Origin of the sequence: Streptomyces hygroscopicus subsp. hygroscopicus (genome assembly GCF_030269125.1) — a bacterium.
GTDB lineage: Bacteria > Actinomycetota > Actinomycetes > Streptomycetales > Streptomycetaceae > Streptomyces > Streptomyces hygroscopicus_C.
Window position 1 is genome coordinate 681,627 of sequence record NZ_BSSM01000002.1, and the last position, 20,642, is coordinate 702,268.

The 20,642-nt window shown below is 72.0% G+C and carries 17 protein-coding genes and 1 pseudogene; 10 read left to right on the forward strand and 8 right to left on the reverse strand.

Translation table 11 applies throughout. The annotated features are described in order from the left end of the window. Positions 1 to 13: 13 nt before the first annotated feature. The 3 genes from dnaG to QSK45_RS07560 form a co-directional block, all read right to left on the reverse strand. Complete coding sequence (dnaG, locus tag QSK45_RS07550; RefSeq protein ID WP_285554471.1) at positions 14 to 1,921, reverse strand: DNA primase; 1,908 nt, start codon at positions 1,919 to 1,921, stop codon at positions 14 to 16. A gap of 47 nt (positions 1,922 to 1,968) precedes the next feature. Beyond that, positions 1,969 to 3,234 (reverse strand): NAD(P)/FAD-dependent oxidoreductase, encoded by a 1,266-nt coding sequence (locus tag QSK45_RS07555; RefSeq protein WP_285554473.1) that lies wholly within the window; start codon positions 3,232 to 3,234, stop codon positions 1,969 to 1,971. A gap of 105 nt (positions 3,235 to 3,339) precedes the next feature. Then, positions 3,340 to 4,614, reverse strand: a complete 1,275-nt coding sequence (locus QSK45_RS07560) for a deoxyguanosinetriphosphate triphosphohydrolase (RefSeq protein WP_285554474.1) — start codon at positions 4,612 to 4,614, stop codon at positions 3,340 to 3,342. Positions 4,615 to 4,872: 258 nt separating this feature from the next. Here QSK45_RS07560 and QSK45_RS07565 point away from each other — a divergent pair, with 258 nt between their 5' ends. The 5 genes and pseudogenes from QSK45_RS07565 (at position 4,873) to QSK45_RS07585 (ending at position 9,238) form a co-directional block, all read left to right on the forward strand. Beyond that, positions 4,873 to 5,583, forward strand: a complete 711-nt coding sequence (locus tag QSK45_RS07565) for a SanA/YdcF family protein (RefSeq protein ID WP_285554475.1) — start codon at positions 4,873 to 4,875, stop codon at positions 5,581 to 5,583. 2 nt (positions 5,584 to 5,585) lie between these two features. Next, complete coding sequence (locus QSK45_RS07570) at positions 5,586 to 7,055, forward strand: translocation/assembly module TamB domain-containing protein (RefSeq protein WP_285554476.1); 1,470 nt, start codon at positions 5,586 to 5,588, stop codon at positions 7,053 to 7,055. A gap of 208 nt (positions 7,056 to 7,263) precedes the next feature. After that, positions 7,264 to 7,479 (forward strand): annotated as a pseudogene (locus QSK45_RS07575) (M4 family metallopeptidase); the annotation flags it as partial. A 328-nt stretch (positions 7,480 to 7,807) separates the two neighbouring features. After that, on the forward strand, positions 7,808 to 8,356 hold the full coding sequence (locus QSK45_RS07580; RefSeq protein ID WP_285554478.1) for a hypothetical protein: 549 nt from the start codon (positions 7,808 to 7,810) through the stop codon (positions 8,354 to 8,356). 195 nt (positions 8,357 to 8,551) lie between these two features. After that, positions 8,552 to 9,238 carry a class F sortase gene (locus QSK45_RS07585; RefSeq protein WP_285554479.1) on the forward strand — a complete coding sequence of 229 codons (687 nt, stop codon included), beginning with the start codon at positions 8,552 to 8,554 and terminating at the stop codon, positions 9,236 to 9,238. Between the two features lie 5 nt (positions 9,239 to 9,243). Here QSK45_RS07585 and QSK45_RS07590 read toward each other — a convergent pair whose 3' ends face one another. The 3 genes from QSK45_RS07590 to QSK45_RS07600 are packed head-to-tail and all read right to left on the reverse strand — an operon-like array spanning position 9,244 to position 12,225. Continuing rightward, a complete protein-coding gene (locus QSK45_RS07590) occupies positions 9,244 to 10,077 on the reverse strand; it encodes a carbohydrate ABC transporter permease (protein WP_285554480.1) in 834 nt (277 codons plus the stop codon). Continuing rightward, positions 10,070 to 10,972 carry a carbohydrate ABC transporter permease gene (locus QSK45_RS07595; RefSeq protein WP_285554482.1) on the reverse strand — a complete coding sequence of 301 codons (903 nt, stop codon included), beginning with the start codon at positions 10,970 to 10,972 and terminating at the stop codon, positions 10,070 to 10,072. The genes QSK45_RS07590 and QSK45_RS07595 overlap by 8 nt, the downstream gene beginning before the upstream one ends. Then, positions 10,969 to 12,225: an ABC transporter substrate-binding protein gene (locus tag QSK45_RS07600; RefSeq protein ID WP_285554484.1), complete on the reverse strand. Its 1,257-nt coding sequence runs from the start codon at positions 12,223 to 12,225 to the stop codon at positions 10,969 to 10,971. The genes QSK45_RS07595 and QSK45_RS07600 overlap by 4 nt, the downstream gene beginning before the upstream one ends. A gap of 188 nt (positions 12,226 to 12,413) precedes the next feature. Here QSK45_RS07600 and QSK45_RS07605 point away from each other — a divergent pair, with 188 nt between their 5' ends. The 4 genes from QSK45_RS07605 to QSK45_RS07620 all read left to right on the forward strand — a co-directional run bounded on the left by QSK45_RS07605 (position 12,414) and on the right by QSK45_RS07620 (position 14,397). Beyond that, positions 12,414 to 12,839, forward strand: coding sequence for a hypothetical protein (locus QSK45_RS07605; protein WP_285554486.1), 426 nt, complete (start codon positions 12,414 to 12,416; stop codon positions 12,837 to 12,839). Then, positions 12,836 to 13,537 carry a hypothetical protein gene (locus QSK45_RS07610; RefSeq protein WP_285554488.1) on the forward strand — a complete coding sequence of 234 codons (702 nt, stop codon included), beginning with the start codon at positions 12,836 to 12,838 and terminating at the stop codon, positions 13,535 to 13,537. The genes QSK45_RS07605 and QSK45_RS07610 overlap by 4 nt, the downstream gene beginning before the upstream one ends. Positions 13,538 to 13,827: 290 nt before the next feature. Next, positions 13,828 to 14,178 (forward strand): PRC-barrel domain-containing protein, encoded by a 351-nt coding sequence (locus tag QSK45_RS07615; RefSeq protein ID WP_285554490.1) that lies wholly within the window; start codon positions 13,828 to 13,830, stop codon positions 14,176 to 14,178. 48 nt (positions 14,179 to 14,226) lie between these two features. Beyond that, positions 14,227 to 14,397, forward strand: a complete 171-nt coding sequence (locus tag QSK45_RS07620; protein WP_285554492.1) for a hypothetical protein — start codon at positions 14,227 to 14,229, stop codon at positions 14,395 to 14,397. Positions 14,398 to 14,731: 334 nt separating this feature from the next. On the opposite strand, the gene ppdK is transcribed toward QSK45_RS07620, so the two are convergent. Next, positions 14,732 to 17,452, reverse strand: a complete 2,721-nt coding sequence (ppdK, locus tag QSK45_RS07625) for a pyruvate, phosphate dikinase (RefSeq protein WP_285554493.1) — start codon at positions 17,450 to 17,452, stop codon at positions 14,732 to 14,734. 449 nt (positions 17,453 to 17,901) lie between these two features. Then, on the reverse strand, positions 17,902 to 19,131 hold the full coding sequence (locus QSK45_RS07630; protein WP_285554495.1) for an ROK family transcriptional regulator: 1,230 nt from the start codon (positions 19,129 to 19,131) through the stop codon (positions 17,902 to 17,904). A gap of 131 nt (positions 19,132 to 19,262) precedes the next feature. On the opposite strand from QSK45_RS07630, the gene QSK45_RS07635 reads away from it, so the two are divergent. After that, positions 19,263 to 20,618, forward strand: a complete 1,356-nt coding sequence (locus tag QSK45_RS07635) for an MGH1-like glycoside hydrolase domain-containing protein (RefSeq protein WP_285554496.1) — start codon at positions 19,263 to 19,265, stop codon at positions 20,616 to 20,618. The last annotated feature ends 24 nt before the right edge of the window (positions 20,619 to 20,642 follow it).

Here is a 20,642-nt window from a genome sequence, read left to right on the forward strand (position 1 = left end):
TCGAGGCGCCGCACTAGAGCGCCGCCGCGCCCCGTTCCCGCAAGGACTGGTCGTACTGCTGGAGGATCCACATCTCGTTCTGGACGGCGGCCAGTCGGGCGGGGTCGCCGCCGGCGGAGAGGCGGGTCATCTGGAACTCGATGTCGTGGATGCGTCGTTCGACGGCGCGGCGGCGGATCTGGACCAGGACCGTGCCGGCGTAGGTCTCGTCGACGGTGCGGCGCAGGATCGGTTCGACGGCCAGTTCGGTGACCATGGCGCGCACCGTGTCGTCCGGCGCGGCCTCGCGGACGCGGACCAGGTACTCCTGCGGGTCGGACACGCCCAGCTCCGCGCCGCCCGCCTCCGCGATGGTCTGGCGTACGGCGGCGTACGGCGGGGCCGTGAACTCGTCGACCCCGTACGCGTCGAAGGCCGGAGAGACCAACTCGGGCCGCTGGAGGGCGAGTTTGAGGAGTTCGCGTTCGGCGGCGTACACCGGGTTGCGCAGGGTGAGGGCCGGGCCGGAGTTCGCGGTGCGCGGGGCCGCCGCCCACTGCTGGTCCGCGCCGCGCGGCCGGTCCTGCTGCGGGCCCCGGCCACCCCGGTCCCGTGCCCAGCGGGCCAGCTGGGCCACCCGGCGCACCACGAACTGCGTGTCCAGGATGCCGAGCAGACCGGCCAGTTCGACCGCGACCTCGTGCTGCGCGCCGCTGTTCTTGATGCGGGCCACGATCGGCGCGGCCTCGTCCAGCGCGGCGGCGCGCCCCCCCGAGGTGTCCAGGTCGTACCGGCTCACGATCTGCCGCAGCGCGAACTCGAAGAGCGGGGTGCGGGGTTCGACCAGGTCGGCCACCGCCTCGTCCCCCTTGGCGAGGCGCAGCTCGCACGGGTCCATGCCGTCCGGCGCGATCGCGATGTACGTCTCGGCGGCGAACTTCTGGTCGTCCTCGAACGCCCGCAGCGCGGCCTTCTGTCCCGCCGCGTCGCCGTCGAAGGTGAAGATCACCCGGGCCGAGCCGTTGTCCATCAGCAGCCGGCGCAGGATCTTGATGTGCTCGCCGCCGAAGGCCGTACCGCACGTCGCGATGGCCGTCCTGACCCCGGCCAGATGGCAGGCCATGACGTCGGTGTAGCCCTCGACCACGACCGCCCGGCTGGACTTCGCGATCTCCTTCTTGGCCAGGTCGATGCCGTAGAGGACCTGCGACTTCTTGTAGATCGCGGTCTCGGGGGTGTTGAGGTACTTCGGCCCGTTGTCCGACTCGTACAGCTTGCGCGCGCCGAAGCCGACGACCTCGCCGCCGATGTCCCGGATCGGCCACATGAGGCGGCCCCGGAAGCGGTCGATGGGCCCGCGCCGCCCCTCCTGGGACAGACCGGAGAGGATCAGTTCCTTGTCGCTGAAGCCCTTGCCGCGCAGGTAGCGGGTGAGGTGGTCCCAGCCCTGGGGGCTGTAGCCGACACCGAAGTGCACCGCGGCGGCCTGGTCGAAGCCGCGCTCGGCGAGGAAGACCCGGCCGGTCTCCGCCTCGGGGCCGCTCGCCAGCTGCTCGGCGTACCACTGCGCGGCGATCTTGTGCGCCTCGACCAGCCGGATGCGCTCGCCGCGCTGGTGGGCCGGGTTGTACCCGCCCTCCTCGTACCGCAGCGTGATCCCGGCCTGGGCGGCGAGCCGCTCCACCGCCTCCGAGAAGGAGAGGTGGTCCACCTTCATCACGAAGGTGATGGTGTCGCCGCCCTCCTGGCACCCGAAGCAGTGGAAGAGACCCTTGCCGGGGCTGACCTGGAAGGACGGCGACTTCTCGTCATGGAACGGGCACAGCCCCTTGAGGTTGCCGCCGCCCGCGTTGCGCAGCTGGAGGTACTCGGAGACCACGGCGTCGATCGGGACCGCGTCCCGTACCGCCTTCACGTCCTCGTCGTTGATCCGTCCTGCCACGAGTGAATTCTACGGTGGCGCGCGGGCAGCCCCGGGGCTCCGGGGGTTCAGGGGACGATGCGGTCGAGGGGCACATGGGGGTCGGCCAGGGCGTCCGTGTCCACCCGCGCGCGGGACCGGATCAGCCGCTGCACCTGCTCCGTGACGTTCCACACATTCACGTTCATCCCCGCGAGCACCCTCCCCTCGCGCACCCAGAACGCGATGAACTCCCGCCTGCCCATGTCGCCGCGGACGACCACCTGGTCGTACGACCCCGGCGGCGCCCACCCGCTGTACTCCATCCCCAGGTCGTACTGGTCGGTGAAGAAGTACGGCACCCGGTCGTACACGGCGTCCTGCCCGAGCATCGAGCGCGCCGCGGCCGGTCCCCCGTTGAGCGCGTTGGCCCAGTGCTCGACCCGGACCCGGGTGCCGAACAGTTCCAGCGGGAAGGCGGCGACGTCACCCGCGGCGTGGATGTCGGGGTCGGACGTCCGCAGCCGCTCGTCCACCACGATCCCGCCACCGCGCGCCCGGTCGGCGATCTCCAGGCCCGCCGCCTCCGCGAGCGCGACCCGCGGCACCGCGCCGATCGCCGCGAGGACGTCGTGCGCCGGGTGCTCCTCGCCGTCGTCCGTGCGCGCCGCGAGGACCATCCCGTCCTGGCCGATGATCTCGGTGAGCCGCCGTCCGAACCGGAAGCGGACGCCGTGCTCGCTGTGCAGCTGCGCGAAGACGTCGCCCAGCTCGGGGCCGAGCACGCCGTGCAGCGGCGTCGGCTCCGGCTCGATCACGGTGACCTCGGCGCCGTACTCGCGCGCCGCCGCCGCGACCTCCAGGCCGATCCAGCCGGCGCCGGCGATCACGAGGTGCCCGTTGTCCCGGCCCAGGGAGGCGAGCACGCCCTTGAGCCGCTCGGCGTGGGCGAGGCGGCGCAGATGGTGGACGCCCGCGAGACCCGTGCCGGGGATGTCCAGGCGGCGGGGCTCGGCGCCGGTGGCCAGCAGCAGCTTGTCGTAGCGGACGAGGGTGCCGTCGTCGCCGTAGCGCACCGTCTTGGCCGTACGGTCGATGCGGTCGACGGTCTGGCCGAGGTGCAGCTCGATGTCGTTCTGCGCGTACCAGGCGGGCTCGTGCACGAAGACGCTGTCGCGCTCCTCCTTGCCGAGCAGGAAGCCCTTGGACAGCGGCGGTCGCTCGTACGGGTGGTCGCGTTCGTCGCAGATCAGTATCACCCTGCCGGTGAAGCCCTCCGCGCGGAGCGTCTCCGCCGCCTTCGCGCCGGCCAGGCCGCCTCCGACGATGACGAATGTCTGATCCGCGTCGACCACTTGTATGCCTCCTCGTAAGGGTGCCGCCACATGCGAGCGTCCCGCACACGGTGTGCTGCGGGAAGGGGGGGTGACCCGATCAGGCCACCCGGTGTCACGTTCCTCTCACATATGCCCCGTCAGTCTCGCGTGCAGCGAGAGGGCGGAGGCGTCGGTGAGGGACGCGATCTGGTCGACGATCACCCGCTTGCGCGCGTGGTCGTCGGATGCCCGGTCGAACAGGGTCCGGAACTGCGGGTCCAGGCCGTCCGGCGCGCGGGCGGTCAGCGCCTCGGCCAGCTCCGCCACGATCACCCGCTGATCGGCCCGCAGCCGCTCCTGCTCGGCGCGCTGCATCACGTACCGGTCGGCGACCGCCTTGAGGACCGCGCACTCCATCCGGGTCTCGCGGGGTACGACGAGACGCGCGCCGTAGCGGGTGAGCCGGCCGCTGCCGTACGCGGCGCGGGTGGCGCCCTCGGCGGCCAGGCAGAACCGCCCGATGAGCTGACTGGTGGCGTCCTTCAGGCGGGCCTGGGCGACCGCGGTGCCGTCGTAGCCGTGCGGCCACCACTCCTCGTCCTGGAGGCGGTCGAGGGCGCCCGCGAGTTCCGCGGGATCGGTGTCGGCGGGGGCGTAGCGGCCGACGGCCACCTCGAACACGGCCTGCCGTTCGGGCTCGGCGTGCAGGCAGTTGGGGTCGATGTGGCCGGCGTGCAGGCCGTCCTCGACGTCGTGCACGGAGTAGGCCACGTCGTCGGACCAGTCCATGACCTGGGCCTCGAAGCAGGTGCGGGTGCCGGGGGCCTCGGCCCTGACCCAGTCGAACACCGGGCGGTCGTCCTCGTACACCCCGAACTTCCCGGACGCGGGGTCGGTGGGATGGGCGCCGCGCGGCCACGGGTACTTGGTGGCGGCGTCGAGGGCGGCGCGGGTGAGGTTGAGGCCGACGGAGCCCTCCTCGGTGAACCGCTTGGGCTCGATGCGGGTGAGCAGGCGCAGGGACTGGGCGTTGCCCTCGAAGCCGCCGCAGTCGTCCGCGAAGGCGTTCAGCGCCTGTTCGCCGTTGTGGCCGAAGGGCGGGTGGCCCAGGTCGTGGGAGAGGCAGGCCGCCTCGACCAGGTCGGGGTCGCAGCCGAGGGCGGCGCCCAGTTCCCGTCCGACCTGGGCGCATTCCAGGGAGTGGGTGAGCCGGGTGCGGGGGCTGGCGTCCCAGACCTGGCTGTGGCTGCCCGGCGTGACGACCTGGGTCTTGCCGGCGAGGCGGCGCAGCGCGGCGGAGTGCAGGACGCGGGCGCGGTCGCGCTGGAAGGCGGTGCGGCCGGGGCGCTTGTCGGGCTCGGGGGCCCAGCGCTCCAGCGCGGCCGGGCCGTAGGGGTCGGTGGATGCGCTGCCTTCCATGATTCGACAGTAAGCGCAGGTGGTGACGAATGGGGGGTGCCGGGTGGCCCAGTCGTACGGCCGCGGCGGGAATTCGCCCTCCCCGGCGGCGGCGGAATCGCACAACGAGGCGAACCGGATCGCCGCCGCAGGCGTCCTCCTTGGTCGGAACCGACACCGGAATCAACACCGGGACCGACACCGGGGCCGGGCGGCGGGATCCTGTACGCGAGCCGAACGCCGGGACCGGCGACCGGGTTCCGAACCGAGGGGGAGCACATGAGGATCCGTCGACCGCGGCTGCCGCGCACACGCGCCGGGCAGCGGCGGCTGGTGCAGGCCGTGGTGGCCGTCTGCGTGCTGGCGCTGCTGCCGACGACCTGGCTCTTCACGTCCACGGCGGGCCGGATGCGCACGGTCGCCGACGCGCCGGGGGCGCCGGTCGCGGTGGTGTTCGGGGCCGGGCTGTGGAACGGGGAGCCGTCGCCGTACCTGGCGCACCGCCTGGACGCGACGGCGGCGCTGTACCACGCGGGCCGGATCAGGGCCGTCCTGGTCACCGGCGACAACAGCCGCAAGGACTACGACGAGCCGGACGCCATGCGCACCTACCTGACCGAGCACGGGGTGCCGGCCGGGCGGATCGTGCGCGACTACGCCGGGTTCGACACCTGGGACTCCTGCGTCCGGGCGAAGAAGATCTTCGGGGTGGACCGGGCCGTGCTGGTCAGCCAGGGCTTCCACATCAGGCGGGCGGTCGCGCTGTGCGAGGCGGCGGGCGTCGACTCGTACGGCGTCGGGGTCGACGAGCCGCACGACGTGACCTGGTACTACGGCGGCACGCGCGAGGTGTTCGCGGCGGGCAAGGCGCTGCTGGACACCGTCTTCCACCCGAACCCGACCTTCCTGGGCCCCCGGGACCAGGGGGTCGCGAAGGCGCTTGCCGGGGCGGGGAGCCCGGCGGGCACGGCCCGGCGCGGGAACGGCTGAGCATGGAGATCACGGACCTGACGCCCGCCGAACTCCGCGTCCGCGACGCCTTCCCGCTCGGCGAGGGGGTGGACTTCCGGGAGGGGGACGACGACGATCCCGCGCTGGGCGCCGCCTGGGGGCCGGAGCGCACCGTACGGGCCGAGTTCCTGCGGGAGTTGCTGCTGGCCGGGCCGGTGCGGGAGGACCGTACGGCCGGGCTGAAGGTGCGCGGCGCGCGGATCACCGGGCGGCTGGATCTGAAGTACGGCACCGTCGCCCACGCCGTCCGGCTGCGGCACTGCCACTTCGAGCAGGCGCCCGACCTGTACGGGGCGCGAATCCTCGCCCTGGTCCTCAGCGACTCGGTGCTGCCGGGGCTGACGGCCGGGACGCTGCGCGCCGACGGGGTCGTACGGATCACCTGCTGCCGCGTCACCGGCCCGGTACGGCTCCAGGGGGCGAAGCTGGCCGGGGCGTTCTTCGCCAACGGGGCGCACCTCGGGGCGCCGGGCGAGGACCCGGAGGAGGCGGTGCTCCAGCTCAACCACGCCGAGCTGGCCACGGACGTGTGGGCGCCGGGGCTGGTCGCGCATGGCACGGTACAGCTGAACGGGGCGGTCGTCGGCGGGCAGGTGAACCTCAACGACGCGGTGCTCGACGCCCCCGGCGGCACCGCGCTGCACGCCGAGGTGCTGGCGGTCGGCACCGACCTGCACGCGATGCGGCTGCGCGCCCGGGGCCGGGTGAACCTCAGCGGCGCCCGTATCCCGCGCCAACTCAACCTGGCCCGCGCACGGTTGTCCAATCCCGACGGCCATGCCCTGCGCGCCAGCAGCAGCGTCATAGGCGAGCTGTGGCTGCGCTCGGCCGCACCGATCCAGGGCACGGTCAATCTGCGCCGCGCCCAGTTCGACGTGCTGCACGTGCCACCGGAGGTCTGGCCCGACCGGGTCCAACTCGACGGCCTGTCCTACCGCGTCCTGACCCCGCACCTCCCCGCCGAACAGCGCCTGCCCCTGCTGGAACGCGAACCGGACGGCTACCTCCCCTACCCCTACGAGCAGTTGGCCACCGCCTACCGCACGGTGGGCGACGACGACGCCGCCCGCACCGTCCAGCTGGCCAAGCTCCGCCGCCACCGCGGCACCCTGCCGCCGTACGCCCGGCTGTGGGGTTACCTCCAGGACGCCGTCGTCGGCTACGGCTTCCGCCCGATGCGCGCCGCGTTCTGGCTCCTCCTGCTCCTGTGCACGGGCACCCTCGCCTTCGCCCTGCACCACCCGCCCGCGCTCAAGCCCTCGGAGGCGCCCGCCTTCAACCCGCTCTTCTACACCCTCGACCTCCTCCTCCCCATCATCGACTTCGGCCAGGAGTCCGCCTTCGCCCCCCGGGGCGGCTACCAGTGGCTGTCGTACCTGCTGATCGCCTTGGGCTGGGTGCTGGCGACGACGATCGCGGCGGGCGTCACACGGTCGCTGAACCGGCAGTGACACGAGGGCGGTCGGGGCGGGGCGGGAGGGGCGTCTTCCCGCCTTTCCTGTGAACCCCCTATGGGCATCGCAGTCACCCTCTCCCCCGCCGCCCACGCCGCGGCCACACCCACGCGGGCCGCCGCCGTGCGGCACGCGGCGTCGGCGCCCGCGGCACACGCGTCGAGTCTCGGGCTCGACTCCGCGCAGGCCACGAGCGTGCGGGACGGACTCGCCCACGTGCGACGGCTCCACGGTCACCGGCATCGGCCGCGACAAGGTCGGCAGGATCTGGTACCGGGCGCTGACGGTCCTCACGACCTCCTCCACCGACTACGCGGGCGCCCGCACGGCCACCCTCGACGCGGCCAAGGACCTCTACGGCGCTGGCGGCACGGAGTACGACGCGGTGGCGGCGGCGTGGAGCGCGGTCAACGTGAACTGAGGCGGCGGGTCACGGACGGGAGGCCAGGGGCTCCGCGGCCGTCCGCCGTGCGGGCCCCTGTCCCGTGACGGTGCCCGTCCATGACGCCCCGTCACCCGTTCTCCGTTCCTCGTCGCTCCATTCGTGTGTTCTTCTTACTTTCTTCTCGTGCTCCCCGGCACACCCCCTCTGACCTGCCCGGATTCCCCCGCGGCTCAGCCGCATGGCCGCCGCGCCCGCCACCCGTTCACCGCAGTCCGGACGAACTCTCGGCAAGCGGATCGCGCCGCGAGCCCTTTTCCTCAAAAGGGCAGGGGACACACCAGTCGGACAAGCTCTGGGGAGCACCATGCGACGCACCGCCCGTCTGCTGACCGGTACCGCGCTCGCCGCGGCCACGGCGGCACTCGCCGCCGCGCCCGCCCACGGCGGCGCGCCGCAGCCGGCGGCCCAGCCCTTGCGCGCCCCCGTCGGCAGCCTGGAGGTGTACCCGGCCACCGCGATCCCCGGCGGACAGGTCACGGTGAACACCGCCGCCTGCGGGGACAAGGGCGGCGCGACCGGGGACGCGGGCGCGGTCGGCGCCGGCGTCTTCACCCTGGCGCCCACCACGCACCAGGGCGAGGCGATCGGCCGGTTCCAGGTGCCGCCGAGCGCGCAGCCGGGGACGTACGAGATCGTCGCGAAGTGCGCGGAGGGCAGCAGGCAGGTGACGGGCGACCTGGTGGTGGCCCTCGGCGCGGCGCAGGTGCAGCCGCGCGGAAGCGTGAAGACGGGGGTCGGCGGCGCGCTCGGTCCCGACCCCGTGCAGACCGCGGCGGGTGTGACGGCGCTGGCCGTCGCCGCCGCGGGCGGTACCTGGCTCCTGCATCGCCGGGCGAGAGGCGACGGGATCTGACGGACACCCTCCGCTGTCCGTCCGCCGGTACCGCACGTCCCACCCCCTCCGGGTCCGATGCCCCTCGCGGCCCGGAGGGGGAGGGGGTCCGCCAGCAGCTGGCAGGACCGCCCCGGGTTTCCGGTCCGGGCCCGACCCGGGTCCGGTCCGGCCCCAGGTCCAGTTCGGGGGTCCGCCCCCGGGAGAGGGGTCCGTATGCGCGGCACAGGCCGTACGACCGGGAGCCGCACCCGTGGCACCCGCCGGCTCCGCCCGCGTGGGCGCCGCGCGCGCCGGCTCGGGGACACCGCGATAGCCGCGGTCACCGTGGTCGCGCTCGCCTCGGGAGTCTGGCTGCTGGGCGGCCGGTCGCACACTCCCCCGCAGCCGACGGCCGCCGAGGGCCGCCCCGACCCCGGCGAGGAGCGTCTGACCGCGCCCTCCCTGCCGCCGTCCCCGCCGCTGCGCATCCGCATTCCGGCCATCCGCGTGGACGCCCCGCTGATGGGCCTCGCCCTCACCCCCTCCGGCAGCCTGGACGTGCCGCCCGCGCGGGACAAGAACCTGGCCGGCTGGTACGAGGCCGGGACCATGCCCGGTGAGACCGGCACCGCGGTGGTCGCCGGGCACGTGGACAACACGGAGGGCCCGGCCGTCTTCTACGACCTGGGCGCGCTCAAGCGGGGCGCCCGGATCGAGGTGGACCGCCGGGACGGCACGGTGGCCGAGTTCACCGTGGACGCCGTCGAGGTCTACGCCGCCAGCAACTTCCCCGACCAGAAGGTCTACGGCGCCGCCCGCCGCCCGGAGCTGCGCGTGATCACCTGCGGCGGCGGCTACTCGAAGACCACCGGCTACCAGGGCAACGTCGTCGTCTTCGCCCATCTGACCGGCAGCCGCTGAGGCGGTCAGTCGATGCCCGACCGCTCCACCCCCGCCACGATCCACCGCTGGAAGCACAGGAACACCACCAGCAGCGGCAGGATCGAGGCGGCCGCCGCGACGAACAGCTCGTGCAGGCGCACCACCTGGGCGGTGGTGAAGGAGGACAGCGCCACCTGGACCGTCCAGGCGTTCCGGTCCTGCCCGATCACCAGCGGCCACAGGAAGGAGTTCCACGCGCCGAGGAAGACGATGGTGCCGACCGCCGCGAACACCGGCCGCGCGTTGGGCACGACCACCAGCCAGTACGTCCGCCAGGGGCCGAGCCCGTCGACCTGTGCCGCGTCCTCCAGTTCCCGGGGGAACCCCAGGAAGTACTGCCGGAAGACGAAGCAGGCGAACGCCGAGAACAGGGTGGGGACGATCAGCCCGCGCAGCGTGGAGATCCAGCCGAGGGACGACACCAGCACGAAGCTCGGTACGAAGGTGACGGCGGCCGGGACCAGGAGGGTGCCGAGGATGCCGTAGAAGACCTTGTCCGCGTGCCGGTAGGGGATGCGGGCGAGGCCGTAGCCCGCGAGGGAGGCGAGCAGGAGGGTGCCGAGGGTGGTGGCGACGGCGATCAGGGCGGAGTTGAGCAGCGACCGGGCGAACGGCACGGAGGGGTCGTCGAACAGCTCCGGTACGTTTCCCCACCGCACCTCTGCCGGGAAGAAGGTCCAGTCGGGTGAGGTGATGTCCTGCTCGCTGGACAGCCCGTTGCGGACCAGCAGATAGAAGGGGATGAGGAAGAGCAGCGCGAGCACCACGAGCACCACGACCCGCAGCGCCCGTCCGGCCCGTACCAGCGCGTCATCCATCGGCCTCGCTCCTTCCCAGCCGCAGCCAGCGCGCCTGCCCCACCGTGACGATCGCGATGATCAGGGCGAGGAGCACCGCGCCCGCGCTGCCGAGTCCCAGGTTCTGCCCCTGGCCGAGGGCGGTGTAGTAGAGGTAGACGAGCGGCGGTCGGGCGTACGGCGGGTAGCCCTGCGCGTTCGACAGCAGGTTGTAGAACTCGTCGAAGGCCTGGAAGGCGTTGATGACGAGCAGCAGCGCCACCGCGACCGAGGTGCCCCGCAGCTGGGGCAGCGTGATGTTCCGCAGCACCGTCCAGCCGGGCCGGGCCCCGTCCACGGCGGCGGCCTCGTAGAGCACCGGGTCGATCCGCTGGAGCCCGGCGAGGAACAGGATCATGTAGAACCCGGCCTGCAACCACAGCCGCACGGTCACGATGACCAGCCAGTACCAGGGCGGATCGGTGGTCGACAGCCAGGCCACGGGATCGGCGCCGAACCAGCCCAGCACGGTGTTGGCGAGCCCGAAGCGCACCCCGTTGAACAGGGACATCTTCCAGATCAGGGCGGCCACGACGTAACTGCACGCGGCGGGGAGGAAGAAGACCGAGCGGAAGAACGCGCGGGCCCGCCGCACCCGGTTGACCATCAGGGCGAGCGCGAGGGAGAGGGCGAAGGTGACCGGCACGATGAAGGCGGTGAAGACGAGGAACGTGCGCAGGCTCCCGGTGAACGCGCCGTCCCTCAGCATCGCCGTGTAGTTGTCCAGGCCGACGAAGCGGGTGGGCGTCACGGTGTTGTGCGCGTCGAAGAAGCTCAGGCCGACGCTCCACAGCAGCGGAACGTAGGTGAACAGCGCGAGCCCGGCCGCGAACGGTCCCACGAACACCCAGAACCAGAAGGTCCTGCCCCGCCTCACGACGTGTGCCGCACGCGTTCGAGTTCCGCGGACACCTTCCTCACGACGCCCCGCAGTTCACCCTCCGGGCTCGCGCCGTCCTTGATGATCCTGCTCAGCGCGTCCTGGTAGGCGGCCTGGGCGGCCGGGGTCCACAACAGGGGCTGGGCGTGACCGTGTTCGGTGGCGAACCGTACGGCGTCGGCGGCGGCGCCCGACTTCAGCTTGCCGGCCCTCCGGGCGAGGGAGATCCGGGCCGGGATGTGGAAGCCGTAACCGAGCGCGAAGTCCTCCTGGTCGTCGGTGCGTTCGACCCAGAGCCACTTCACGTACTCCTTGGCCGCCTCCTTGTGCCTGCTGCGCGCGCTGACGGCGGCGCCGTACGCCCCGACGGGGACGGCGGGCCTCCCCGCGGGGCCGTCCGCGGGGAACGGCAACACCCCGAAGTCGTCGCCGAGTTCCTTCTGCACCTGCGGCAGGGCCCACAGCCCGGACCACTGCATCGCGGTGAGCCCCTGGAGGAGGGCGGAGGGGTCCGACCAGTCGGCGGGCGCGCCGAGCAGCAGGGACTTGTCGGCGTAGAGCCGGTGGAGTTTGCCGAGGGTCCGGGCGGCGGCGGGATCGTCGAAGCCGGCCTTCCCGTCGTCGGTCACCAGGCTCAGCCCCGCCGCGTACAGGGGCGTCCCGCCGAGCACCCCGGCACCCCCGTCGTTACCGAGGAACAACCCCTTGACCTTGCTGCTGGTCAACGTGCGTGCCGCCGCGACGAGTTCGTCGAGCGTCCGCGGCGCCCGCACCCCCGCGTCCCGCAGCATGCTCCTGCGGTAGTAGAGCATCTGCATGTCGATGGTCTGCGGGATGCCGTAGACCTTCCCCCGGTACGTCTTGGGCGCCAGCACCGCCGGATTGAAGTCGTCCCTGACCCCGTCCAGCAACGCGGTGAGGTCCTCGACCTGCCCGCCCTGGATCTGGTCGAGCGAGGGCCCGTTGACCTCGAAGACATCGGGGCCGGAGTCGGTGAGCAGCGCGGCGGCGGTCTGCTGGTCGTAGTTCCCGGGACGCCACTGCACGGTGACGTGCGCCTTCCCGTAGGCGGCGGCATACCGCTCGACGGCCTGCTCGGTCCCGGGTTCCCCGTACTGGTGGTACCACTGCGCGAGCCGGACCCCGCCCGAACCCCCGCTCCCGCGCCCGGTGTTGGACCCACAGGCGCTCAGCATCCCCGCACCGAGTCCGGCACCCGCGCCCAGCAGCGTCCTACGGCTGATCGTCATCTTCTCCCCCTGACGTCGGTCCTCAACGCACGGCCCAACGATCAACCATGCGCGCCGATTACGAAAGGGTGCCGCGGCGGTGTGTCACCGCGCTCGGACAGCGTGTGACCCCGCGCTGCCCTACCATTTCCAGCGGGCGGGAGGGCCCGCCCGTACGACCGTGACGAGGAACGGGACGAGGGGGCACGGTGAACCCGGAGACGGCTGTCGAGTTGGCGCGGACCGCTGGAACCGCGATCGTCGGCGCCATGGCGACGGACACCTGGAACCGCACGCGGGACGGGATCGTCGCCCTGTGGCGTCGAGCGCATCCGGAGGGCACGGAGCAGGTGGGGAGTCAGCTCGACGCGACACGCGACGACTTGCTCAACGCACGCGCACGTGGTGACGAACTCTCCGAGGCGGAGCTGCGTGCGGAGTGGCAGGGGCGGGTGCGCAGACTCCTGGTGGAGCACCCCGACCTCGCCGCCACGCTGCGCGCGCTCCTCGAAGAGGCCGGCGCGCTTCCCGCGGGGCGCAACGCCGATGTCGGGGAGGTACGGATGAGCGCCCGCGCGACCGGCAACGGCCGGGTCTACCAGGCGGGTCGGGACCAGCACATCACCGAGCGATGAGATCCCAGCACGGAGAGGCCTCCGGGCAGGGGCAGGTGCACCAGGCCGGGCGCGACCAGAACAACCACCACATCGAGACGCACTTCCACCTTCCGGTGGGGCGGTTGACGGTGCTCGCGGCCGGCCTCGCGGCGGTGGCCATCGGCATCACCGTGATCGTGTGGCCGGCCTCCGGGGACAAGGCGGCGCAGCGGACACCGGGCCCGCCCGCCTCCGCACAGGCCGGCGCGACGGCGGCATCGTCCGCGCCGGAGACCCCCTCGGCGTCCGCCTCCGGCGACGAGGCGTCACCGAGCCCCCGGGCGGACAAGCCGGTGTACACCGGGGATCTCAGACTGACCAATGTCGATCTCGACTCGGATCCGCCCTCGGTGCTGTCGAGCAACACGGGAGCGAGCTTCTGGATCAACTACTCCACCGTCGGCGACACCCGCCAGGACACGATCTACGGCCTCGGCGGGGGATCTTTCACGGTGAAGCCGACCATCGCCGCGTGGCAGGGCACCACGCGCCCCAGCCGGCGGCAGTGCACGACACTGATCGCCACCCAGGGAGCGGAGAACCTGCCGGTCAGCCCCGGCAGCCGCTACTGCGTGAAGTCGGCGAAGGGCCGTATCGCCTCCGTCACCGTCACGGCGTTCGACGAAGCCGGCGGCAGCTACGCGGGCAGCGTCACCGTGTGGAACGGCGCCTCCTGACCGCCCGCGGCCCCCGGCCTCGGGCGCGTACCGGCCGCCGGGGACCCCCGGCGGCCGGTACGCCGAGGGGCGGCACCCCCGCACGGGGGCCACGGCGCGCGGCCGGCCGGGCTACGACTCCTGAACGTCGCTGCTGCCCCTGGCCGGTGCCGCTGCCGCTCTTGCGGTAGGGCGTTTTCGACGGCATGCACCATGCAGTCGGATACGATAAATGGGTGTAAACCTCGCGTAGCCACCCCGTCCTATCGGATGCAGTGCCTGCGGGAGGCGCGGGTCGCAAGGAGCAAGGCATGATCCATTCAGCCGATATCCGCGAGTGGCGCAACCGGGACGTGATCGATCCCAAGGGGCGCAAGATCGGAGCCCTGGAAGCGGTCTATGTGGACACCACCACCGACGCGCCGACCATGGCCACCGTCCGTACCGGCCTGCCGACTCGACACCGACTGGTCTTCGTGCCCCTCGACGAAGCAACGCTGGGCCCCGGGTACGTGAAGGTGGCGCACGGCAGAGGGCTGGTGAGGAAGGCGCCGTCCATGGGCATGGACGACGTCCTGCCGGTCGAGCGGGAGGAAGAGGTCTTCAAGCACTACGAGAGGCCTTACGAGCGCGGCAAGGGGCGTCGCCTCGCACGCCGCTGACCGGCCTCCGTCGCAGGAGCGCGGCAGAGGCCTGAGGATGTGCTCACCATGGCACTTTTCCTGTTCCTTATCCTCGTGGCCATCGTCCTGGGAATCATCGGCACGGTGGCGGCGGGGCTGTCCTACCTTCTGATCATCGGCATCGTGGTCTTCGTGGCAGACCTGGTCCTGTTCGGTGTGCGCTGGTCCCGGCGCTCTCATGGGCACTTCGTCCGGTGATGCCACCACTGCCGGGGACCGGTACGGGCGTGAGCGGCAAACTGGCTACGAGGTTCGATTCCCGCCGCCCGCGCTGTACGCCGAAGGCCCAGGCAAGAGGCTGCTTCCCTCTTCCCCTCCGTGGAGTCTCACTGCTCGTGTGCCCCTGGTGATATGCGGTGAAAACGCCGTTCAGCCTGGTCAGCGGCTTGGCTCGGCACTCTTGGCAGATCGTGCGCCGAGGGGCGGCACCCCCGCACAGGGTGCCGCCCCTCTCTTTCGTGCGCCGGGTCCGCCGTCGATCCGATGAGGGTCGGGGACCGACGGCTGACCCGGGCTGCGGACCCGGCAGGGGTCAGCGGTGGTCGCTGCCCGCGGACTGGGTCGCCGCCCGGCCCGCTTCGAGGCGGGCGACCGGGATGCGGAACGGGGAGCAGGAGACGTAGTCGAGTCCGGCCTCGTGGAAGAAGTGGACCGACTCCGGGTCGCCGCCGTGCTCGCCGCAGACGCCGAGCTTGAGGTCGGGGCGGGTGCGCCGGCCGGCCTCCGCCGCGGCCTTCACCAGGGAGCCCACGCCGTCCTTGTCGATCGTCTCGAAGGGCGACACACCGAAGATGCCCTTCTCCAGGTAGGCCGTGAAGAAGGAGGCCTCGACGTCGTCCCGGCTGAAGCCCCAGACCGTCTGCGTGAGGTCGTTGGTGCCGAAGGAGAAGAACTCCGCCGCCTCCGCGATCTGGCCGGCGGTCAGCGCGGCGCGCGGCAGCTCGATCATCGTGCCGATCGCCAGCTTCAGCTCGGTGCCCGTCGCCGCCTGCACCTCCGCGATGACCTTGTCGGCCTCCTCGCGGACGATCTCCAGCTCCTGGACGGTGCCCACGAGCGGGATCATGACCTCGGCGCGCGGGTCGCCCTTGGCCGCCTTGCGCTCCGCGGCCGCCTCGGCGATCGCGCGGACCTGCATCGAGAACAGGCCGGGGATGACCAGGCCGAGGCGCACGCCGCGCAGGCCCAGCATCGGGTTCTGCTCGTGCAGCCGGTGCACGGCCTGGAGCAGGCGCAGGTCGTTCTCGTGCGGCTCCTGGCGGGCCTCGGCGAGGGCCACGCGGACGGAGAGTTCCGTGATGTCGGGCAGGAACTCGTGCAGCGGCGGGTCGAGGAGGCGGATGGTGACCGGCAGGCCGTCCATCGCCTCGAACAGCTCGACGAAGTCCTTCTTCTGCAACGGCAGCAGCTCGGTCAGGGCCGCCTCGCGCTCCTCCGCGGTGTCCGCGAGGATCAGCTTCTCGACCATCTCGCGGCGCTCACCGAGGAACATGTGCTCGGTGCGGCACAGGCCGATGCCCTGGGCGCCGAAGCGACGGGCGCGCAGCGCGTCCTCGGCGTTGTCCGCGTTGGCCCGCACCCGCAGCCTGCGCTTGCGGTCGGCGAAGGCCATCATCCGGTGCACGGCCTCGACCAGCTCGTCGGCGTCGTCCGCGCCCGGGTGCATCCGGCCCTCGAAGTACTCCACGACCGGCGAGGGGACCACCGGGACCTCGCCCAGGTAGACCTTGCCCGTGGAGCCGTCGATGGAGATGACGTCGCCCTCCTCGACCACATGGCCGCCGGGGACCGTCATACGGCGCCGCTTGGTGTCGACCTCCAGCTCCTCCGCGCCGCAGACACAGGTCTTGCCCATGCCGCGCGCGACCACGGCCGCGTGGGAGGTCTTGCCGCCGCGCGAGGTCAGGATGCCCTCGGCCGCGATCATGCCGTCGAGGTCGTCGGGGTTGGTCTCCCGGCGGACCAGGATGACCTTCTCACCCGAGCGCGACCACTTGACGGCCGTGTACGAGTCGAAGACCGCCTTGCCGACCGCCGCGCCCGGCGACGCCGCGATGCCGCGGCCGACCTGCTCGACCTTCGCGCCCTCGTCGAAGCGCGGGAACATCAGCTGGGCCAGCTGGGCGCCGGTGACGCGCTGAAGCGCCTCGGTCTCGTCGATCAGGCCCTGGTCGACCAGCTGGGTGGCGATGCGGAACGCGGCGCCCGCGGTGCGCTTGCCGACCCGGGTCTGGAGCATCCACAGCTGACCGCGCTCGATCGTGAACTCGATGTCGCACAGGTCCTTGTAGTGGTTCTCCAGCGTCTCCATGATCTGCATCAGCTGGTCGTACGACTTCTTGTCGATCTGCTCCAGCTCCGCCAGGGGGACGGTGTTGCGGATGCCCGCCACGACGTCCTCGCCCTGGGCGTTCTGCAGGTAGTCGCCGTAGACGCCCTGGTGGCCGGAGGCGGGGTCGCGGGTGAAGGCGACGCCGGTGCCGGAGTCCGGGCCGAGGTTGCCGAAGACCATGGAGCAGACGTTGACGGCCGTGCCGAGGTCGTGCGGGATGCGCTCCTGGCGGCGGTAGAGCTTGGCGCGGTCGCCGTTCCAGGACTCGAAGACCGCCTTGATGGCGAGGTCCATCTGCTCCCGCGGGTCCTGCGGGAAGTCCCGGCCGGCCTCCTTCTTGACGATCTTCTTGAAGGCGGTGACCAGCTTCTTCAGGTCGGCGGCCTCCAGGTCGGTGTCGACCTTGACCTTCTTGGCGTCCTTGGCCTTGTCCAGGGCCTCCTCGAAGAGGTCGCCCTCGACGCCGAGGACGGTCTTGCCGAACATCTGGATGAGGCGGCGGTAGGAGTCCCACGCGAAGCGCTCGTCGCCGGCCTGCTTGGCCAGGCCCTGCACCGACTTGTCCGACAGGCCGATGTTGAGGACCGTGTCCATCATGCCGGGCATGGAGAACTTGGCACCCGAGCGCACCGACACCAGCAGCGGGTCGTCCGCCTGGCCGAGCTTCTTGCCCATCCGGGACTCCAGGGCGTCGAGGTGCGCACTCACCTCGTCACGCAGTGCCGCCGGCTCCTCGCCGCTCTCCAGGTAGACCTTGCAGGCCTCCGTGGTGATGGTGAAACCGGGAGGAACCGGGAGACCCAGGTTGGTCATCTCGGCGAGGTTCGCGCCCTTGCCACCGAGGAGGTCTTTGAGGTCCTTGTTTCCCTCGGTGAAGTCGTAAACGAACTTCGCTACGTGGGGTGCTTTGTTTTCCGACACGGGACTCGACTCCTTGAGACCACGGTGGCTGCCCTGACGGCGAGGAACATACCCAGATCGAAGGCCCATGGGTACGTCCACTTGCGGGTCATGTGCATGTAACCACCCGTCCGCCAGCGGATCAAAAGTCAAAGCTTGGCAAGGCGTAACGCGATTATGTGTTCACTTCTTGAACACAAACCCCCCGGGAGAGTGGGTTTTCCGCTCACATGAGCGACTCTCGCCACGATTGAGTTCGATCGATGAACGATCAAAGGGTGGCACCCAGTGCCACCCTTTGGAGAAGTGCATCCGGGCCACCCCTCGCTCATTTGAGCACAACCGTGATCAGGGGTGGCGAGAATCACGCTCTCGCGACGCCCCGGATTTCACCATCCGGACCCCGGTGGGTCGCCACACGGACGACGTGCCACCGGACATACCGGCGTGAAGCGGATGGTACGGCACCATCACACCCCCAGGGCCCGCAGCCGCTCCTCCACCCGCTCCGGCGCGTACAGATGCTCCACGACCAGCGCCCCCGCTCCGATGAGCGCCGCCCGTTCCCCGAGCTTGGAGGTGACCACGTCCAGGTGGGCCGTGGAGCGCGGCAGCGCCCGCTGGTACAGCAGCTCCCGCACGCCGGTGAGGAAGGGTGTTCCGGCCAGATCTCCCGCGATCATCAGCACCCCGGGGTTGAGGAGCGTGACGACGGTCGCCAGGACGTCCCCGACCCGGCGCCCGGCCTCCCGGGCCAGCGCCGCCGCCTCCGGGTGCCCCGCCGCCAGCAGGTCCCGTACGTCCGAGCCGGAGGCGGCCGGCACCCCGGAGGCCGCCAGCCGCCGGGCCACGGCGCCACCGCTCGCGACGGCCGCGAGACAGCCGTACGAGCCGCAGCGGCACAGCGCGTCCGCACCCACCCGGATGTGCCCGATGTCGCCCGCGCCGCCGTCGATCCCCCGGTATATGGAGCCGTCGACCACGACGCCCGCGCCGATGCCCGTGGACACCTTCACCAGGACGAAGGCCCCGCAGTCGGGATGGCCCGCGCGCTGTTCGCCGTACGCCATGAGGTTGGCGTCGTTGTCCACCAGGACCGGGACCGGCGGCGCCCCGGTGTGTTCGGCGAGGGCGCGCGAGAGGCGGGCCGTTATGTCGTAGCCGTCCCAGCCGGGCATCATCGGGGGCTGCACCACCCGGCCGGTCACCGTGTCGACCGGGCCGGGCACCGCGAGCCCGACGCCGCACACCTCGTCCGGCCGCTGCCCGGCCTTCTCCAGCAACTCGCCGAACCAGAGTCCGAGTTCCGCCAGCACCGGCTCCGGGCCCTCCTCGATCACCAGGGTGCCGGAGTGCTCGGCCAGGATCTCGCCGGTCAGGGACAGCACGGCGGCGCGCGCGTGCCGGGTGTCGAGGTCGGCCGCGAGGACGACCGCGTGGGAGCCGTCGAACTCCAGGGTGATGGAGGGGCGTCCGCCGAGCGGGGACCCGACCGGCCCGCCGGCGCCCTCGCGCAGCCAGCCGGCCCGGAACAGCCGGTCCAGGCGCTGGCCCACGGTCGCCCGGGACAGCCCGGTCGCCTGCTGGAGCGCGCCCCGCGTCACCGCCCGCCCGCTGCGCACCAGTTCGAGCAGATCCCCGGCGCCTGCCTGACTGCCGCTCCTGGAGTTCATCCCGTTCCTCCTCGGACGTCCGGTCATGCGCACCCCCTTGTGTTTCCCAAGCGTGCATTACATAGTGGGTTTTGCGTGTTAAATAGACGTAACTCTACGGCGGTCGGGGCCGAACCCCGTCGGCCGTCCGTCCGGACGTCGCCCCGGGGGAGCCGCGAGTGGACCGCACCGCCCAACTCACCGCCCACGCAACGCCGTACGCGACCCCGTCCGCCCTGTGCGCGAGGGCCGCGCGGGTGCTGGACGCCAACTGGACGGGCGGCTCGACGGTCCCCTCCCGGAGCCTGTATCCCCACCAGTGGTCGTGGGACTCGGCGTTCATCGCGATCGGACTGCGGCACGTCTCGCCGCTGCGCGCCCAGACCGAGCTGGAGACACTGCTGGCGGCCCAGTGGGCGGACGGGCGTGTGCCGCACATCGTCTTCAACCCCTCCGTCCCCCTCGGCGCCTACTTCCCCGGCCCCGACTTCTGGCGCTCCAGCACCGCCGGACACCCGGCGGGCGCTCCGCGCACCGTACAGACGTCGGGCATCGTGCAGCCACCGGTGCACGCGCTGGCGGCCTGGCTGGTGCACCGCGCCGACCCCGGACTCTCGCATGCCCGGGGCTTCCTGGCCCGCGTGTATCCCAGGCTGGCCGCCTGGCACCGCTATCTGCTGCGGTGCCGGGACCTGGGCGGCGGCGGTCTGGTGTCCGTCGTCCACCCCTGGGAGCAGGGGATGGACAACAGCCCCTGCTGGGACATGCCGCTCGCGCGGATCACCCCGGCGCCGGCCCGTTCCTTCCGGCGCGCCGACCTGGACCACGGCGCGCCCGAGGACCGGCCGACGGATCTGGACTACGGGCGGTACGTGCGGCTGGCCGTGGACTACCGGGACGCCCGGTACGCCGACGGGCAGGGGGAGTTCGCGGTGGAGGACCCGTCGTTCAACGCCCTCCTCATCGCCTCCGAGCACGCCCTCGCCCATATCGCCGCCGAGTTGGGCGCCTGTGCCGCCGCCCGGCACGCGCGGGCCGAGCGGCTGACGTCGGTGCTGGTGGAGCGGCTGTGGAGCGCGGAGTACGGGATGTTCCTGTGCCGGGACGTGCGGGGCGGCGGGCTGATCCCGGAGCGGGGCGTCACCGGCCTCGTCCCCCTCCTGCTCCCCACGCTGCCCCGCGAGTCGGTCGCCGCGCTGGTGCGCACCCTGACCGGTCCGCACTTCGGGCTCGGCGGCGCGACCCGGCTCGTACCCAGTTACGACCTGCTCGGCGAGGGCTTCGATCCGCACCGGTACTGGCGGGGTCCGGCCTGGTTCAACACCAGCTGGCTGGTGGAGCGGGGGCTGCGGCTGCACGGCGAGCGGGCACCGGCCGACGCGCTGCGGTCGGCGGTGCTGGAGCTGGCCGAGGCGACCGGCTTCGCGGAGTACGTCGATCCCTACACGGGCGAGGCGTGCGGCGCGACCGGCTTCGGCTGGACCGCCGCGCTCGCGCTCGACCTGCACCGAGAGCCGCTCGACCGGCCCGCATAAAGGGCTTCTCAAGCGACCTGCATA